The organism is Aliiroseovarius halocynthiae, assembly GCF_007004645.1.
Lineage (GTDB): Bacteria > Pseudomonadota > Alphaproteobacteria > Rhodobacterales > Rhodobacteraceae > Aliiroseovarius > Aliiroseovarius halocynthiae.
In genome coordinates this window covers 19,698-35,628 of the sequence record NZ_ML660021.1, presented here as the reverse complement: position 1 = coordinate 35,628, position 15,931 = coordinate 19,698, and the positions used below count along the sequence as shown (strand labels likewise).

16 protein-coding genes and 1 riboswitch are annotated in these 15,931 nt (G+C 58.4%); of the genes, 9 read left to right on the top strand and 7 right to left on the bottom strand.

Features of this window, described 5'->3' with window-relative positions:
• Window positions 1–98: 98 nt before the first annotated feature.
• Window positions 99–899, bottom strand: coding sequence for an ion transporter (locus FIL88_RS10690; protein WP_142853866.1), 801 nt, complete (start codon window positions 897–899; stop codon window positions 99–101).
• The gene (locus FIL88_RS10685) at window positions 896–1,732 is read right to left on the bottom strand and encodes an SDR family oxidoreductase (RefSeq protein WP_142853865.1); all 837 of its coding nucleotides are present in this window, start codon (window positions 1,730–1,732) and stop codon (window positions 896–898) included. Before FIL88_RS10685 ends, FIL88_RS10690 begins: the two co-directional genes overlap by 4 nt.
• A gap of 96 nt (window positions 1,733–1,828) precedes the next feature.
• On the opposite strand from FIL88_RS10685, the gene ade reads away from it, so the two are divergent.
• The 6 genes from ade (at window position 1,829) to FIL88_RS10655 (ending at window position 7,740) form a co-directional block, all read left to right on the top strand.
• Window positions 1,829–3,631 carry an adenine deaminase gene (ade, locus tag FIL88_RS10680; protein ID WP_142853864.1) on the top strand — a complete coding sequence of 601 codons (1,803 nt, stop codon included), beginning with the start codon at window positions 1,829–1,831 and terminating at the stop codon, window positions 3,629–3,631.
• The gene (locus tag FIL88_RS10675) at window positions 3,631–5,115 is read left to right on the top strand and encodes an AMP nucleosidase (protein WP_142853863.1); all 1,485 of its coding nucleotides are present in this window, start codon (window positions 3,631–3,633) and stop codon (window positions 5,113–5,115) included. Before ade ends, FIL88_RS10675 begins: the two co-directional genes overlap by 1 nt.
• A 186-nt stretch (window positions 5,116–5,301) precedes the next feature.
• Window positions 5,302–5,589, top strand: coding sequence for an HU family DNA-binding protein (locus tag FIL88_RS10670; RefSeq protein WP_142853862.1), 288 nt, complete (start codon window positions 5,302–5,304; stop codon window positions 5,587–5,589).
• Between the two features lie 81 nt (window positions 5,590–5,670).
• The gene (locus FIL88_RS10665) at window positions 5,671–6,546 is read left to right on the top strand and encodes a DMT family transporter (protein WP_142853861.1); all 876 of its coding nucleotides are present in this window, start codon (window positions 5,671–5,673) and stop codon (window positions 6,544–6,546) included.
• A 57-nt stretch (window positions 6,547–6,603) separates the two neighbouring features.
• Complete coding sequence (locus FIL88_RS10660) at window positions 6,604–7,317, top strand: cytochrome c biogenesis CcdA family protein (protein WP_142853860.1); 714 nt, start codon at window positions 6,604–6,606, stop codon at window positions 7,315–7,317.
• A 12-nt stretch (window positions 7,318–7,329) separates the two neighbouring features.
• Window positions 7,330–7,740 carry a thioredoxin family protein gene (locus FIL88_RS10655; RefSeq protein WP_142853859.1) on the top strand — a complete coding sequence of 137 codons (411 nt, stop codon included), beginning with the start codon at window positions 7,330–7,332 and terminating at the stop codon, window positions 7,738–7,740.
• Window positions 7,741–7,773: 33 nt separating this feature from the next.
• Here the strand turns inward: FIL88_RS10655 and aroC are convergent, their stop codons facing one another.
• The 3 genes from aroC to FIL88_RS10640 all read right to left on the bottom strand — a co-directional run bounded on the left by aroC (window position 7,774) and on the right by FIL88_RS10640 (window position 10,801).
• Window positions 7,774–8,883, bottom strand: coding sequence for a chorismate synthase (gene aroC / locus FIL88_RS10650; protein ID WP_142853858.1), 1,110 nt, complete (start codon window positions 8,881–8,883; stop codon window positions 7,774–7,776).
• Window positions 8,884–8,949: 66 nt separating this feature from the next.
• Window positions 8,950–9,915, bottom strand: a complete 966-nt coding sequence (locus FIL88_RS10645) for a DMT family transporter (RefSeq protein WP_142853857.1) — start codon at window positions 9,913–9,915, stop codon at window positions 8,950–8,952.
• 94 nt (window positions 9,916–10,009) lie between these two features.
• Window positions 10,010–10,801 (bottom strand): SDR family oxidoreductase, encoded by a 792-nt coding sequence (locus FIL88_RS10640; protein WP_142853856.1) that lies wholly within the window; start codon window positions 10,799–10,801, stop codon window positions 10,010–10,012.
• Between the two features lie 193 nt (window positions 10,802–10,994).
• A riboswitch (TPP riboswitch) is annotated at window positions 10,995–11,100 on the top strand.
• Between the two features lie 38 nt (window positions 11,101–11,138).
• Here FIL88_RS10640 and thiB point away from each other — a divergent pair.
• The 3 genes from thiB to FIL88_RS10625 are packed head-to-tail and all read left to right on the top strand — an operon-like array spanning window position 11,139 to window position 14,342.
• A complete protein-coding gene (thiB, locus tag FIL88_RS10635; protein ID WP_142853855.1) occupies window positions 11,139–12,128 on the top strand; it encodes a thiamine ABC transporter substrate binding subunit in 990 nt (329 codons plus the stop codon).
• Complete coding sequence (locus tag FIL88_RS10630) at window positions 12,104–13,663, top strand: thiamine/thiamine pyrophosphate ABC transporter permease ThiP (RefSeq protein WP_142853854.1); 1,560 nt, start codon at window positions 12,104–12,106, stop codon at window positions 13,661–13,663. The genes thiB and FIL88_RS10630 overlap by 25 nt, the downstream gene beginning before the upstream one ends.
• Window positions 13,650–14,342 (top strand): thiamine ABC transporter ATP-binding protein, encoded by a 693-nt coding sequence (locus FIL88_RS10625; protein ID WP_142853853.1) that lies wholly within the window; start codon window positions 13,650–13,652, stop codon window positions 14,340–14,342. The genes FIL88_RS10630 and FIL88_RS10625 overlap by 14 nt, the downstream gene beginning before the upstream one ends.
• 20 nt (window positions 14,343–14,362) lie before the next feature.
• Here the strand turns inward: FIL88_RS10625 and FIL88_RS10620 are convergent, their stop codons facing one another.
• Together FIL88_RS10620 and FIL88_RS10615 are read right to left on the bottom strand one after the other, a co-directional pair.
• A complete protein-coding gene (locus FIL88_RS10620) occupies window positions 14,363–14,962 on the bottom strand; it encodes a hypothetical protein (protein WP_142853852.1) in 600 nt (199 codons plus the stop codon).
• 166 nt (window positions 14,963–15,128) lie between these two features.
• Complete coding sequence (locus FIL88_RS10615) at window positions 15,129–15,926, bottom strand: cytochrome c1 (RefSeq protein WP_142853851.1); 798 nt, start codon at window positions 15,924–15,926, stop codon at window positions 15,129–15,131.
• Between the last annotated feature and the right edge of the window lie 5 nt (window positions 15,927–15,931).

Here is a 15,931-nt window from a genome sequence, read left to right as displayed (position 1 = left end):
CACTCAAACACGCTCCCGCGCACTCTTCGCTTTGGTCATCACGCTTGGGCGTGGCTCACGAAGTGAGCTACCAAACACCCGAGCCGTGGGCGAGGCCCCTATTTCCGCTCACGGATCAATCGCTCAATCTCGTCCAGCCGCGCCAGCACATCATCGCGATAGCTATCCGTTTTGGCGACGTCCTCCTCGTGATGGGCGTCCTGCATCGAGTTCACGATCAAACCCACCAGCAGGTTCACGACGGCAAATGTTGTCAGCAGAATGAACGGAACAAAAAACAGCCACGCATAGGAATAAGCCGCCATCACAGGGCGCACGATCCCCATAGACCAGCTTTCCAGCGTCATGATCTGAAACAGCGTATAGGCGGACAGCCCTAGGGATCCGAACCAATCGGGGAAACTGTCGCCGAACAGCTTCGTGGCCATGACCGAACCGATATAGAAGATCACCGCCATCAGCAAAAACACGCTGCCCATGCCGGGAAGCGCGGTGACGAAGCCCTCGACCACCCGGCGCAAGCGTGGCGCGACCGAGATGACGCGTAGCACACGCAAGATTCGAAGGGCGCGCAATACGCTGAAGGCCGCGGCCCCCGGCGCCAACGAGATGCCCACAATGATGAAATCAAACAAGTTCCAACCATTGGTGAAGAACCGCAGGCGATAGGCGAAAAGTTTGGCCAGAAGCTCGACCACGAAGATCATCAAGCAAAGCGTATCCAGTATCGTGACCAGCGGCCCGAAGGACGAGGCCATCACGCTTTTAGATGTCTCTAATCCAAGCGTAATCGCATTAAACAGAATAACGCCGATGATCACATTTTGAACGATCGGGCGCTCGACAATCTCTTGAACGCGCGCGCGCAGTCCGTCGGGCTGAACCGAAATATGGGTCATGGAGTCTCCTGCTTCATCAATGCGGTCAGACCGGACTTATAGTCGGGGAAGTGCAATTTCACCCCCAATTCACCCTTGATGCGGTCATTTTTCACGCGTTTGCTTTCTGCATAGAAACTGCGTGCCATCGGGGTCATCTCGGCTGTCTCAAAATCCTCGGACGGTGGGATGGGAAGGCCAAGTAATTCGGCGGCATGGGCCAGCACATCCTCGGGCGGTGCGGCGTTGTCGTCGCAGACATTATAGATCCGCCCCGGATTAGGTTGCGCGATCGAAGCTGCAAGCACCTGCGCGATATCCTCGACATGGATACGCGAGAACACCTGATCCTTCTTGATGATCCGGCGCGCGGTGCCCTTGCGGACTTTGGAAAACGGTCCGCGACCGGGGCCATAGATGCCCGCCAACCGGAAGATGTGGAGGGGGAAACCGGCGTCTTCGGCCAGCGCCTGCCACGCAGCCTCGGCCTGAACACGCAACTGCCCACGCTTGGTCGAGGGTGTCAGCGCAGTATCCTCGTCCACCCAACCGCCTTGGTGATCGCCATAGACGCCAGTTGTAGACAAATAGCCCACCCACTCCAACTGCGGCGCAATCACGACAATATCGTCTCTAACCCGGCGCAAAACGGGATCTCCATCCGCATCTGGCCCGGCTGAAATCAGCAGATGCGTCGCCCGCGACAGCGCATCCTTAATGTCAGATCCCGGCCACTCGATCACGTCCGGCCCGCCATTGCGCGAGGTACCGATGACGGTGAAATCGTCTGGCAACTCACGCGCCAACGCGCGGGCGGAATAGCCAAATCCAAATACAAACAGTGTCTTTTTCATGGGCGCAGTATCCATCTGACAGGGCGAATGAAAAGCGCAAACCCGGCGCTCTCGTTTAGGGCTTGCGCTAACATCGTATTTCAGAACAATTGGTACATGGAAAGTCACAAGCTTACATCATGGCCTGAAAGCGCCGCGCGGTTGATCGCCGTGGCAGCTGGCCGCAAGCCCGCCGATACCGTCATTCAAAATGGACGCGTTGTGAATGTTCACACGCGCGAGGTTTTGAACTGGCATATTGCCATGTCCAATGGCCGTTTCGCCTATGTCGGACCGGACGCGCGCCATTGCATAGGGTCGGACACCGAAGTCATCGACGCGGGTGGGCAATACCTAATCCCCGGTCTGTGCGATGGGCATATGCACATCGAAAGCGGGATGCTGACCCCTGCTGAATTTACCCGCGCCGTTATCCCCCACGGCACCACCACCATGTTCACCGACCCGCACGAGATCGCCAACGTGCTGGGGCTGGAAGGTGTCCGCTTGATGCATGACGAGGCTCTGATCCAGCCAGTTAACATCTTTACGCAGATGCCGTCCTGCGCGCCCTCTGCGCCGGGGCTTGAGACCACGGGCTTTGAAATCACCCCCGAGGACGTGGCCGAGGCGATGACATGGCCCGGCATCATTGGGCTGGGCGAGATGATGAATTTCCCCGGCGTGATTCATAGCGATCCCAAGATGCTGGCCGAGATGGCCGCGACACAAAACGCCGGAAAAACCATCGGCGGGCACTATGCCAGCCCTGATCTTGGCCCGAATTTCCATGCTTATGCGGCAGGCGGACCTGCGGATGACCACGAAGGCACCTGCGAAACCGACGCGATTGCCCGTGTCCGTCAGGGGATGCGGTCGATGATGCGGTTGGGATCCGCGTGGTTTGACGTCGAAAAGCAGATCACTGCCGTGACCGAAAAGGGCCTGGACCCGCGCAACTTCATCATCTGCACCGATGATTGCCATTCCGGAACATTGGTCGAGGAAGGCCACGTAAATCGCGCCCTGCGCTATGCGATCAGCTATGGCTGTGACCCTTTGATTGCGCTGCAAATGGCGACGATCAACACCGCGACCCATTTCGGGTTAGAGCGGGAATTAGGCTCTATTACACCGGGAAGACGCGCGGATGTGATCCTGACCGGCGATCTGACCACCCTGCCGATCAACCGCGTTTTCGCCCGTGGTGTCAGCGTTGCCGAGGCTGGAAAGATCACCGTGGACTGCCCGCATCTGGACTGGCCTGCCCACGCAAAGGCTACGATGCATATGGGTAAAGAGATCGTGCCGGATGACTTCATCGTGGAAGCACCCGAGGGGGCGAATTCGGTCACCGCCAAGGTCATTGGCATTGTAGAAAACCAAGCACCGACCAAAGCGCTGACGCGGGATCTTTCGGTGTCTGACGGCATCGTCCAGACGGACGAAACACAGGACGTTGCGCAGGTTGCGTTGGTCGAGCGTCACAAAGGCACCGGCGGCGTGGTCAACGGGTTCGTGAACGGATTTGGATACACGGGTCAGATGGCCATGGCGTCCACGGTCGCGCATGACAGTCACCACATGATCGTGGTCGGAACCTCGCATGACGACATGGCGCTGGCAGCCAATCGTCTGGCCGAGGTTGGCGGCGGAATGTGTGTCTATCAAGGCGGAAAAGAGCTGGCTTTGGTCGAGCTTCCCGTTGCAGGCCTAATGTCCGACGCCCCTGCCACCGAGGTCGCCGAAAAAGCCAAAAACATCATTGACGCGATGGAGACCTGCGGCTGCACCTTGAATAATGCCTCGATCCAACACAGTTTCTTGGCCTTGGTCGTCATACCCGAGTTACGGATCTCTGATCTGGGATTGGTGGATGTGACCAAATTCGAACTGACCGATTTGTTGAAGGAAAATTAATGACCCCCAGCGCACCCTCTATCCCCGTGGTCAGCCCCGATGGCGGCGACTATCAGGTTTTTACCGACCCCAAAGCCGCGGTGGACGAGCTGAAATCACTTTATGAAAAGGCCTGTGTCTTTCTGTGTGACACGTTTGAACAAAACGCCAGCGGTGCGCAGCCGCCCAACCGGTTCCGTGCGTTTTACCCCGAGATCCGCCTTACCACGACCAGCCACGCGCAGCGCGACAGCCGGCTAAGCTTCGGTCACGTTTCATCCCCCGGTACCTATGCCAGCACAATCACCCGCCCGGATTTGTTTGAAAACTATCTGGAACAGCAGATCGCGCTATTGATGCGCAATCACGGGGTGCCCGTGCAGGTCGGATATTCCACCACGCCGATCCCGGTGCATTTCGCTGTGTCGCGTAATCCAGACATCACCGTGCCGCAGGAAGGGGCGATGACCTATCCCTTGCGCGATGTATTCGACGTGCCGGACCTGTCGACAACCAATGATGACATTGTAAATGGCGTGGCCGAGCCCGATGACAGCGGCGCCTCGCCCTTGGCGCCTTTCACCGCGCAGCGTGTCGATTATTCGCTGGCGCGCCTGTCGCATTACACCGCGACCCTGCCCGAGGATTTCCAGAACCACGTTCTGTTCACCAACTATCAGTTCTATGTCGAGGAGTTCGAGGCCTATGCCCGCCAGATGCTGGCAGATCCTGACAGCGGCTATGATGGGTTTGTGGGGCCGGGTTACCACCGGATCACCTCGGCAGACGCGGACATGCCGATCCCGGCGAAACTGCCGCAGATGCCCAGCTATCACCTGACCCGTCCGGATGGATCGGGAATTACCTTGGTGAATATCGGCGTCGGGCCGTCCAATGCAAAGACCGCAACCGACCATATCGCCGTGCTGCGCCCGCATGCTTGGCTGATGGTGGGTCACTGCGCCGGACTGCGCAACAGTCAGCGCCTGGGTGACTTCGTTCTGGCGCATGCCTATCTGCGTGAAGACAAGGTGCTGGATGACGATCTGCCGATTTGGGTGCCGATCCCCCCGCTGGCTGAAATCCAGATCGCGCTGGAACAGGCTGTGGCGAAAGTGACCGAATACGAAGGGTTCGAACTGAAGCGCATCATGCGGACAGGGACCGTCGCCACGCTGGACAACCGCAACTGGGAGCTGCGCGACCAGTCCGGCCCTGTGCAGCGCCTGTCGCAATCCCGCGCCATCGCGCTGGACATGGAAAGCGCCACCATTGCCGCAAACGGTTTCCGCTTCCGTGTGCCTTATGGCACGCTTCTATGTGTCTCAGACAAACCTCTGCACGGAGAGCTGAAGCTGCCCGGCATGGCGTCTGATTTCTACAAGACGCAGGTGGCACGCCACTTGCAGATTGGGATCCATGCGATGGAAACCCTGCGCGACATGCCGATCGAGCGAATTCACAGCCGGAAACTGCGCAGCTTCGAGGAAACGGCATTCTTGTAAATCGGGCCCAAATGGCCTTTTGGCGGCCATTTCAAACCTGACCCTAGGGAAGACGCGCCATTTTTTAGCGAAAAAGCGCTATTTCCTAGGGAAATATGAGCAACAAACGATTGTGTCGCACCTCTACATACAGTTAAATGCCCGCAATGAAGCCCAACCAATGGGCAATTGTGAGGAGTGTTATACATGTCGAAACCGATGACGAAGACCCAGCTGGTAGCCGCTTTGGCTGAAGAAATGGGCTCGGACAAGAAGTCTGCAACCGGTGCTCTGGAAGGTATCATCAACATCATCACCCGCGAAGTTTCGGGCGGTGGCGCTGTGACCCTGCCCGGCGTTGGCAAAATCTATTGCCGCGAGCGTCCGGCACGCATGGTGCGCAACCCCGCCACCGGCGAGCAGATCCAGAAAGAAGCCGACAAGGTCGTCAAGATGACCATCGCCAAAGCGCTGAAAGACAGCGTAAACGGCTGATCTGGTCACAAGGGGTCTTGCCCCGCTGCCAGAATTCGGAAAGGGTCGCCAAGTTGGCGGCCCTTTTCTTTTGGAGACGACATGGATCTGCGCGCAATTTTCATGGGGCTAGCTTTCGCCCTGATGTGGAGCTCGGCCTTCACATCGGCCCGGATCATCGTTTCTGACGCCCCTCCTTTGTATTCTCTTTCTCTAAGATTTCTGATCTCAGGCATCCTTGGCGTTCTCATCGCGCGCGCGTTGGGGCAAAGCTGGCGGCTGACCCGGAACCAGTGGCGGGCCGTCATCATCTTCGGTTTTTGTCAAAACGCGCTGTATTTGGGTCTAAACTTCGTTGCCATGCAGTGGGTCGAAGCCGGGCTGGCGTCGATCATCGCATCGACCATGCCGCTGATGGTCGCCTTCGCTGGCTGGATCCTTTTGGGGGATCGCTTGCGCCCAATGGCGGTCGCTGGCCTGTTTGCCGGTGTCGTTGGCGTGACGCTGATCATGGGATCGCGCCTATCTGGTGGCGTGGATATCACCGGGGTCATCCTGTGCTTCATCGCGGCCGCCGCGCTGACGGCTGCCACCCTATCGGTGCGCACGGCATCTTCGGGCGGCAACCTAATGATGATCGTCGGCTTGCAGATGTTTGTCGGGGCCGGAGCGCTCTTTATCGCCGCCCTGTTCCTTGAAAACCCGTCCTTCACGCCAAGCCTGCGACTGGGGATGGCGTTTACCTATACCGTTCTTGTCCCCGGCTTGTTGGCGACGTGGGTTTGGTTTTCCCTTGTCGGGCGCATTGGCGCGGTCAAAGCCGCGACGTTCCACTTCCTGAACCCGTTTTTCGGCGTGGCGATTGCGTGGTTGCTGCTTGGCGAAGCGCTTAGTGTGGTCGACTTCATCGGTGTTGCCATCATCACCGTTGGTATCCTTGCCGTGCAGCTTTCGAAACAAATTCCCACAGAGACGTGAAGCCGCTTGCCCGCTTCGTGAGATGACATTCGCAGCGATATCCGGGACATTCCAAGCATGGAACTTGTGTTTGGATATCTTGCCGGGCTTCTGACCCTGATCAACCCCTGCGTTTTGCCGGTGCTTCACATCGTGCTGGCCACCGCGCTTCAGGCCAGTCGCTTTGGCCCCTTGGCCGTCGCCGCCGGGATGAGCGTGTCTTTCGTCACGTTGGGTCTGCTGGTCACCGTGCTTGGATATACCATCGGGTTGACCGAAGACATGGTCGCGCGGGCGGGGGCCATCTTGATGGTGGGCTTCGGGCTGATCCTGATGACCCCGGTCCTGTCTGAACGCTTTGCCACCGCCACGGCGGGGGTTTCGTCGCACGCGGACACGTCGCTGGACGACATAGATCGGGGCGGCCTGTCAGGGCAGTTCCTTGGCGGCATGTTGCTTGGCGCAGTTTGGAGCCCCTGTATCGGCCCAACATTGGGTGGCGCGATATCGCTGGCGTCGCAAGGCAAGTCGATCCCGTGGGCTGCTGCCATCATGATCGCCTTCGCATTGGGTGTGTCCACAATCATCATCGCATTGGGCTATGGCGCACGGGCGGCGATCATGCGCAGACAGGCTCTAATGCGGCGGATTGCGCAGAAATCCCGCCCCATCATGGGGGTGATCTTTGTCGCAGTCGGCCTGATGATCCTGTTCCGTTTTCACCACGTTTTAGAAGCCTGGGCCGTGCAAACACTGCCCGCCTGGCTGAATGACTTCTCTGTATCCCTCTGAAAGGAGACAACCATGAACCGTCGAGATTTCCTGTCCCTCACCGCGGCCGTATCGCTTGTGCCTGCCTTGGCCCGAGCGGGCGCTATGGACTATGCCCCCGGGCTTGTTACCAAAGCGCTGGAAAACGGGGAAACCGTGTTTCTGGACTTCAAAGCCAGCTGGTGTGGCACCTGTGCCGCTCAGGAACGTGTGATCAACGCGCTGAAAGCCGAAAACCCTGCTTATGACGACGCGATCACCTTTATTGATGTCGACTGGGACCAGCATGGAAAGTCGAAATTGACCCAATCCCTGCGCATTCCGCGCCGTTCGACCCTTGTCGTACTGAAAGGGGACCAAGAACTGGGTCGCATCGTGGCCGGCACGTCAAAAAGCGATATTAAAGCCCTGATGGATACCGCGCTAACCGCTGCAACCGCGTAATTGAAAGCGCTTGGATTGGCTGGGGACCGCGCCCTAGCCAATCTGGCCGCGTGGACCTTCGCCGATCTGCGCGCGATGCAGCATCAGGTGATCAAGGATCACGCAGGCGGCCATCGCCTCGCCTACGGGAACGGCGCGAATGCCGACACAGGGATCGTGGCGCCCCTTGGTGATCACCTCAATCGGCTCGCCTGTCTTGGTGATCGACTGGCGCGGCGTCAGGATCGAGCTTGTGGGCTTCACAGCGAACCGCACAACGATGTCCTGACCCGACGAGATGCCGCCCAAAATGCCCCCGGCATGGTTCGACGAAAAGACAGGCTTTCCATCGTTCCCAAGGAATATCTCGTCAGCGTTTTCGGTTCCGCGCAGGCCAGCTGCGGCCATACCTTCGCCAATCTCGACGCCTTTCACGGCATTGATCGACATCATCGCAGCCGCCAAATCAGTGTCTAACTTGGCATAAACAGGTGCCCCAAGGCCAACAGGCGCGCCGCGCACGCAGACCTCGATCGCGGCACCGACGCTGTCATTTTCCTTGACGCGCAGATATTGAAGGTAATCTTCCCAGTCCTGAACGGCGCTGGCATCTGGCAGCCAGAAGGGATTGTCATCAATGGCATCCCAATCGAACTTCGACCGATCCAGATGCTTTTCGCCCATCTGGGTCATATATCCCTTGATCTCAAGCCCCGGCACCAGTGCCTTCAACGCTTCGCGGGCGACGCCACCTGCAGCCACACGCGCCGCCGTTTCACGGGCCGAGGACCGCCCTCCGCCGCGCGGATCACGGATCCCGTATTTCTGCCAATAGGTGATGTCAGCGTGACCAGGGCGGAAGGTCTTTTCAATCTCGCCATAATCCTTCGAGCGCTGATCGGTGTTTTCAATCATCAGCTGGATCGGCGTGCCGGTCGTTTTGCCCTCATAAACACCCGACAGAATACGCACCTGATCGGGCTCGTTGCGGGCCGTGGTATTCTTGTTCTGACCCGGACGGCGCTTGTCCAGCCAGACCTGAAGCATCTCGGGTTCCAGCGGCACACCGGGGGGACACCCATCCACGGTTGCGCCCAAAGCAGGACCGTGGCTTTCACCCCAAGTGGTGACGCGGAAGATGTGACCAAAGCTGTTCATCGACATGGGGACGCTCCTTCATTCCCACGCGTGATAGCGAAGGGGGGAACGAAAGGGAAGCGCCCCGGCGCGTCACGATCCGCTTTGTTGAGGCCTGCGATGTTTTGGTTTCGGGCTGACACCAGCGTCATAGCGCATATTCGGGTTGCGCAGGATCGGATTGCGCTCGGACACTTGGGGGCGGCTTTCGCGCCAGACGATGAAGACGCCCGATGCGATGATAATCGCAGCGCCAACACCGACCCACATGTCCGGAAATTCACCAAAGAACAGCGCACCGAAGGCCGTCGCCCACAGGATCTGACTGTATTGCGTCGGGGCCACCACTGCGGCGGGTGCCGAACGATAGGCAATAATGATCGCGATCTGCGCCAAGACGGACATCAGCCCAACGGATGCCGCAAGACCCAGATCATTGATCTGCATCGGGACATAGACAAAGGGCAAAGCCGCCCCCATGAACAGGATCGACGATAGCATGGGATACAGGATCATCACCGCTGTCCGCTCCTCCCCGCCGATCTTACGCATGATGACCGAGCCAAGCGATGACATCACCGCCGCCGTCAGTGCTGCGATATGTCCAAAGCTGATTTGGGTTACACCGGGACGCAACACCACGATCACACCCACAAGCCCCACAAGAACGGCAGCCCAACGTTGTGCGCGAACCTTTTCCCCCAACAGCCATGCGGACAGGGCTGTGATCAACAAAGGCGTTGCAAACAACAGCGCATAGACCTCGGCCAGCGGCAAAACCGTGAACGCATAGAAGGCAGACGACATTGCCACCACAGTGGCAACGGATCGCATAAGGATCAACCACGGATGGTGTGGGCGGAAATTGTCGACCTGCCGATCCGCAAGCATCATCACCGACATCGGCACGAAAGCAAAAAGCATCGCAAAGAAGATGATCTGAAACACCGAATAGTTCACGCCCAGAGCTTTGATCACCGCATCATGGGTGGCAAAAATCGCAAAACCTGCAAAGGCATAGCCAAGTCCAGCAACAGAAGTGCGTGGGGTGTCGGTCATAGCCAACTCCATCCTAAATCATGTCGGGTGTTATCGCTGACATTGCGGATTCAAGACGCGACGTCAAGGGGCGGGATGGCCCGCCCCCCGTAATTCACGCATCAGCGGGTGCCGGTGGTGCCGCGCTTCCTGCCAGAAGCCCGCCATCCACGTTGATTTCAGCACCTGTCATATAGGCAGCCTCGTCCGAACCAAGCAGAAGGCAGATGGCGGCGACTTCATCGGCCTCTCCGAACCGCTGCATGGGCGTATCCGCCACAAACGCCTTCATGCGCGCCGCGCGGTCGGGGCCGGTGCCCAGCAAAGGCTCCCACATTGGGGTCAGGATCGCGGCGGGATGGACCGAGTTACAGCGGATGTTCAGCCCTTGCTCGGCGCAATAAAGCGCCACAGTTTTGGTGTGATTGCGGATCGCGGCCTTACTGGACGCATAGGCCGCCGCCGCCGGGATACCCACCAGCCCCGATCGGGACGAGATGTTGATGATCGACCCGGCCCTTTTCGCCCGCATCGCCGCGATGGCATAGCGGCAGCCCAGAAAGGTACCGTCCAGATTGACACGATGCACGGCACGCCAAGTCTCTAACGTCGCGTTTTCTGGGTCGTGCGGGGCTATCCCGTCTTCAAATCCAGTGACGCCTGCATTGTTCACCATCACGTCGATCTGCGGGAATTCGTCTGCAAGCGAGGCCCAATGGGCTTCGACTTCCACGTCCAAAAGCCGCGCCTGACCACCGATCTGGCCCGCCACATCCTGTGCACTGTCCAGATCCTTATCGGTAACGATCACATCCGCCCCTTCACGAGCAAAAGCCGTTGCGATTGCGGCACCAATACCGCGCCCTGCGCCGGTCACGACGCATGTCTTCTTGTCCATTCGTTTCATGGGATATCCTTGAAATAGGTGTTGTTGTGTCAAATGACGTCATCCCGTACGCGACGGGTGAACATGTTCTCGGCTGTGCCGTGTCAGTTGATCACTGGACCTACTCCTTGGTTGTGGACAGACTAAGCGCCGCGACTGGACTTATCAAGACCCCCGAATTCCCTTGCCAACGTTAACCGAAATATGGTCTTACGGCCCTACCTCGGGGTGCTGTGTTCCCACAGCTGAGATGCGCAATGCGCGGACCCGTAGAACCTGAACCGGCTAACACCGGCGGAGGGAAGGTGATTTGGATGCCCCAAATGCCCCCATCCGTTCGGCGCATATGGAGGACCCAATGAAGACAGCCCTTTCATTTGTCGCAGGACTTGCTTTGACCACGACCGCCGCCCTGGCTGCGGATAAACCCGTGCTGCAAGTCTATGCCCCTGACTATTTCGGATCCGAATGGGGCCCTGGTCCCGGAATCGAAAAGGGGTTCGAAGCACAGTGCAACTGCGATTTGCAGTTCATCACTGGCGACGTACTGCCGCGTCTTTTGCTGGAAGGCGAGCGTACTGAAGCAGATCTGGTAATCGGACTGAATACCGACGTGACCGCCCGCGCCCGTGCTTCGGGTCTTTTTGCGCCTCACGGCCAGAAGACCGATGATCTAACCATGCCCATTGAATGGACGGACGAGGTCTTTCTGCCGTTCAACTATGGTTACACGGCGTTCATCTATGACAACACAAAGATGGACAATCCGCCAAAGACATTCGACGAACTGCTGGATATGCCCGACGACATAAAAATCGTTGTGCAGGACCCGCGCAGTTCAATCTCTGGCCTTGCGTTGATGTTGTGGGTCAAGTCGATCTATGGCGACAAGGCGCTTGATGCTTGGGCAAAACTTGCGCCAAAAATTCTGACCGTCACCAAAGGGTGGTCGGAAAGCTATGGCATGTTTACCGACGGCGAAGCCGACATGGTTTTGTCCTATACGACATCGCCCGCCTATCACATCATCGCTGAAGAGGACATGACCAAGTCCGCCGCGATTTTCGACGAGGGCCATTATTTCATGGTCGAACTTGCGGGTAAAATCGCAGGAACCGACCAGCCGGAACTGGCAGACCAGTTCATGGATTATATCCTGAGCGAAGAGTTCCAGTCGATGATCCCCACCAGCAACTGGTCGTACCCGGCCAAGCTGGACGACAGCAAGCTGCCCGAAAAGTTCAGCCTGCTGGGCGTGCCGGGCAAAGCCATCTTCTATTCGGAAACCGAAGCGGAAGCCCTGCGTAAACCGGCGTTGGACGAATGGCTGTCCGTCGACTGGAAATAAACAAATGCACCGTCCCCGGCCTTTTGGCTTTGGGGGTGGTGCTTGCCTTGACCCTTGGCACGCTGGCCGCTGTGGCGTTGCGTGCCGAACCGGGTCAGGGCCTACTTCCGCGTGACTGGGCCGCCATTCGCTTCACGCTGTGGCAGGCGGCTTTGTCAGCGGGCCTGAGTATTCTATTTGCGATCCCCGTGGCACGCGCCTTGGCACGCCGCAGCTTTCCGGGTCGTTCTGTGCTGATCACCCTTCTGGGTGCACCGTTTATCCTGCCAGTCATCGTCGCTATTCTGGGCCTGATCGCCGTCTTTGGCCGCACTGGGCTGATCAGCCAAGTCTTGGGCCTGTTCGGGATCGAGCCGATCTCGGTCTACGGCTATCACGGCGTCATCCTCGCCCATGTGTTCTTTAACCTACCACTCGCCACCCGCCTCATCCTGCAAGGCTGGCTGGCGATCCCGTCAGAACGGTTCCGTCTGGCGGCATCACTGGGCATGGCCCCCTCCGACATCGCACGCACGCTGGAACGCCCCATGCTGCGCGAGGTCGTTCCCGGCGCGTTCCTAGTCATCTTCCTGATCTGCCTGACGTCGTTTGCCGTCGCGCTTGCCCTTGGCGGCGGACCAAAAGCCACCACCGTGGAACTCGCCATCTACGAAGCGTTCCGTTTCGACTTTGACCTTATCCGCGCGTCTCTGCTGGCGCTGGTGCAGTTCGGACTGGGCGCGGCGCTAGCCCTGATCGCCCTACGCGTCGCCATGCCGTCCGACATGGGCGCGGGGCTGGATCGCGCCGTCACCCGCTGGGACGACCGCCCTGCCCTGTTGGTGCAGGACATTGTCGCGATCACACTGGCGACGCTGTTCCTGTTGCTCCCACTGGGAATGGTGGTGCTGGACGGCCTCCCCCGCCTTCTGCACCTGCCTCAGGTCGTCTTTGGCGCAGCTCTTCGGTCCGTCATCGTCGCGTTGATCTCGGCCTTGCTGACCCTTGCCCTGTCCCTGCCCATCGCCGCCCTCGCCGTGCGCCACAACTCGCGCGTGGTCGAGGCATTGGGCTATCTAACCATCGCCGCCTCTCCGCTTGTCATCGGCACAGGGCTGTTCATCATCACCTTCCCCTTCGTGAAGCCATCCGACCTTGCGTTGCCCATCACCGCCGTGGTGAACGCGGCCCTCAGCCTGCCCTTTACCCTGCGCGCGCTGGTGCCGGCCTTGGCTGCAGTAGAGCGAGATTACGGCAAGCTGGCGGATGGTCTTGGCATGACCGGCTGGACGCGCCTGCGCCACCTGTGGCTGCCCCGCCTGCGTCGCCCCATGGGGTTTGCGCTGGGACTGGCTGCCGCGCTGTCGATGGGAGACCTTGGCGTCATTACTCTGTTTGCCGACGGGGACAACGCCACGCTGCCCTTGCAGCTGTTTCGCCTGATGGCGGCCTATCGGATGGAGGACGCCGCCGCCGCTGCGCTGCTGCTTTTATCCCTGTCGCTGCTGCTGTTCTGGATCTTCGATAAAGGAGGTCGCGTGAATGCTGACCGTTGACCAATTGCGCATCGAGATGGGCGATTTCAGCCTTACCGGAGACCTCAAGATTGCGCCCGGAGCGCGCGTAGCCGTGCTTGGCCCGTCTGGCGCGGGTAAATCGACGCTGCTGGCGGCCATTGCTGGGTTCCAACCGCTGAACGCGGGGCGGATCCTCTGGAACGACACAGCGATGCCCAATGACCCCGCCGCGCGGCCGATCAGCATGGTGTTTCAGGACAACAACCTGTTTCCCCACCTCACCGTCGCGCAGAATGTTGGCCTTGGACTGCGCCCGAACCTGCGGCTGTCCACTGACGATCACGCCTACGTTGCCCAAGCCCTGACCCGCGTGGGGCTGGAGGGGATGGGAGACCGCAAACCCGCGCAGTTGTCCGGAGGTCAGATCGCCCGTGTGGCGCTGGCCCGCGTGCTTCTGCGCGACCGCCCGGTGCTTCTGCTGGACGAACCCTTCGGCGCACTTGGCCCTGCGCTGAAATCTGAAATGCTGGAGCTGGTCCGCACGCTGCTGGACGAGACTGGCGCGACCCTTCTGATGGTCAGCCACGACCCACAGGATGCCCGCGTGCTCTGCGATCAGGTCGTACTGGTGGCGGACGGGCAGGCTCTTGCCCCCGTCGCGACGGAAGAGATGTTTGCGAACCCGCCAGAGGTGATGCGCGAGTATTTGGGTGGGTGACGGAACTGACTAGCAGGTGACTATGACCCCGTATTAAGATCATTGGCAATCGCCATGAACTTGGCGGCACGCTTGCGAAGGTATTCCGCTTCTGTGTGATCCAGCCGTGTAACTGCTGTAAGGGTTCCCGGTTGGATAGAGAGAATGCCAACACCCGCAGATTCCGGTTCCGCCATCTGCAAAACTGTTAGCAATCCTCGCTCTTTCTTTCTGGGTAATTGTTCTTTACCGAAATGGAGACAAATAATTCTTCTCTGGTTACTTGCTTCTGTCCGAAGATACCAAGCTGTGGATATCTTTAGGTCCGAAATTTCTGCCTCTACGCGCTTGTGGCCTTCCCATATCAGCCCATGATCTTCTTTCAGGGCCAAGTAGTTACGAGAAAGAACTTCGTAGCCCGCAGACTTATTGGCGGACACCGATTTGTACAGATCTAAAAAACTCTTTTCCGACAGTTTTTTGCTTTCAAATGCCCTCATAGCATCTCGAAATTTTCTATAACGATCCTTGGCAATGTCATATTGATCTTCAAGTTCGGTAATAATACTTTTTACTTTAGCCTTGTCGCGTCGTTTGTCTCCATATGCAAATTCAACAAACTGATTAACTCTAATTCTCATACCTTCTTCCTAAGCGTTGATTAAAATACCTTAAGTAGAATTGATGAATTTCCCTGCTTCTTCAAGGCGTTTCTAGTTCTTATCTTAAAGTAAGAAGCCCTTCAGTCACCAACACAAAAAAAGGGCGCCTTGCGGCGCCCTTCTCTATTCTATCGAAACCCAACGCTTATGCGTCGAATTTTTTGCCCTTGTGCGGCGCCCATAGCTTCTTGTTCGTCAGGTACAGAAGCGAGGTCAGCAGGACCAGCATGATGACCGAGATAAAGCCGGTCTGTTTGCGGGCCATCATCTTGGGTTCAGCAGTCCACATCAGGAAGGCAGACACATCTTCGGCCAAGTGATGGGCCGAGTTGTTGTGGCCGTCATCATACTCGACGGTGCCGTCTTCCAGCTGCGGAGGCATGGATGTCCAGCCGCCCGGGAACACGTCGTTTCCGTTCAGGTACTGGCCAGCGACTTCCTGCTCTTTGCCGTTAAAGGCCGTCAGGAACGAAGCGATGTATTCAGCGCCACCCATGCCTTTGACCAGCTGGTTGATGCCGGTACCAGCAGGACCGTGGAAGCCAGCGCGGGCTTTGGCCATCAGCGACAGGTCAGGACCCATGCCTTCACCAGATACGGTCGGGAAGAAGTCAGCCGGCACGCGGGCGCGATCATCATCCAGTTCCGGATCGTAGATGGTGAAGTTTTCGGCCGCATAAGCGCGTACTTCGTCCTCGGTGTACTCGGGGCCACCTTTGTCCGACAGGGTGCGCAGCGGCACGTAGCGCAGACCGTGACACGCCGAGCAGACCTCGGTGTACACTTTCAGGCCACGACGCAGCTGTTCTTTGTCGTACTTGCCGAACGGACCCTCGAACGAGAAGGCCGTGTCATGGACTTCACCGCCGGCGCCTGCGGCCTGAGCCGCGCCAGTGGCGAGACCCAGAGCGATGATAGCGGTTGCTGTGAGTTGTTTGATCATTGTTT

Bases quoted from the DNA above. Each gene is read 5' to 3' on its own strand.
- FIL88_RS10690 (WP_142853866.1), bottom strand. From the start codon at position 899: ATGACCCATATTTCGGTTCAGCCCGACGGACTGCGCGCGCGCGTTCAA.
- FIL88_RS10685 (WP_142853865.1), bottom strand. From the start codon at position 1,732: ATGAAAAAGACACTGTTTGTATTTGGATTTGGCTATTCCGCCCGCGCG.
- ade (WP_142853864.1), top strand. From the start codon at position 1,829: ATGGAAAGTCACAAGCTTACATCATGGCCTGAAAGCGCCGCGCGGTTG.
- FIL88_RS10675 (WP_142853863.1), top strand. From the start codon at position 3,631: ATGACCCCCAGCGCACCCTCTATCCCCGTGGTCAGCCCCGATGGCGGC.
- FIL88_RS10670 (WP_142853862.1), top strand. From the start codon at position 5,302: ATGTCGAAACCGATGACGAAGACCCAGCTGGTAGCCGCTTTGGCTGAA.
- FIL88_RS10665 (WP_142853861.1), top strand. From the start codon at position 5,671: ATGGATCTGCGCGCAATTTTCATGGGGCTAGCTTTCGCCCTGATGTGG.
- FIL88_RS10660 (WP_142853860.1), top strand. From the start codon at position 6,604: ATGGAACTTGTGTTTGGATATCTTGCCGGGCTTCTGACCCTGATCAAC.
- FIL88_RS10655 (WP_142853859.1), top strand. From the start codon at position 7,330: ATGAACCGTCGAGATTTCCTGTCCCTCACCGCGGCCGTATCGCTTGTG.
- aroC (WP_142853858.1), bottom strand. From the start codon at position 8,883: ATGTCGATGAACAGCTTTGGTCACATCTTCCGCGTCACCACTTGGGGT.
- FIL88_RS10645 (WP_142853857.1), bottom strand. From the start codon at position 9,915: ATGACCGACACCCCACGCACTTCTGTTGCTGGACTTGGCTATGCCTTT.
- FIL88_RS10640 (WP_142853856.1), bottom strand. From the start codon at position 10,801: ATGAAACGAATGGACAAGAAGACATGCGTCGTGACCGGCGCAGGGCGC.
- thiB (WP_142853855.1), top strand. From the start codon at position 11,139: ATGAAGACAGCCCTTTCATTTGTCGCAGGACTTGCTTTGACCACGACC.
- FIL88_RS10630 (WP_142853854.1), top strand. From the start codon at position 12,104: ATGGCTGTCCGTCGACTGGAAATAAACAAATGCACCGTCCCCGGCCTT.
- FIL88_RS10625 (WP_142853853.1), top strand. From the start codon at position 13,650: ATGCTGACCGTTGACCAATTGCGCATCGAGATGGGCGATTTCAGCCTT.
- FIL88_RS10620 (WP_142853852.1), bottom strand. From the start codon at position 14,962: ATGAGAATTAGAGTTAATCAGTTTGTTGAATTTGCATATGGAGACAAA.
- FIL88_RS10615 (WP_142853851.1), bottom strand. From the start codon at position 15,926: ATGATCAAACAACTCACAGCAACCGCTATCATCGCTCTGGGTCTCGCC.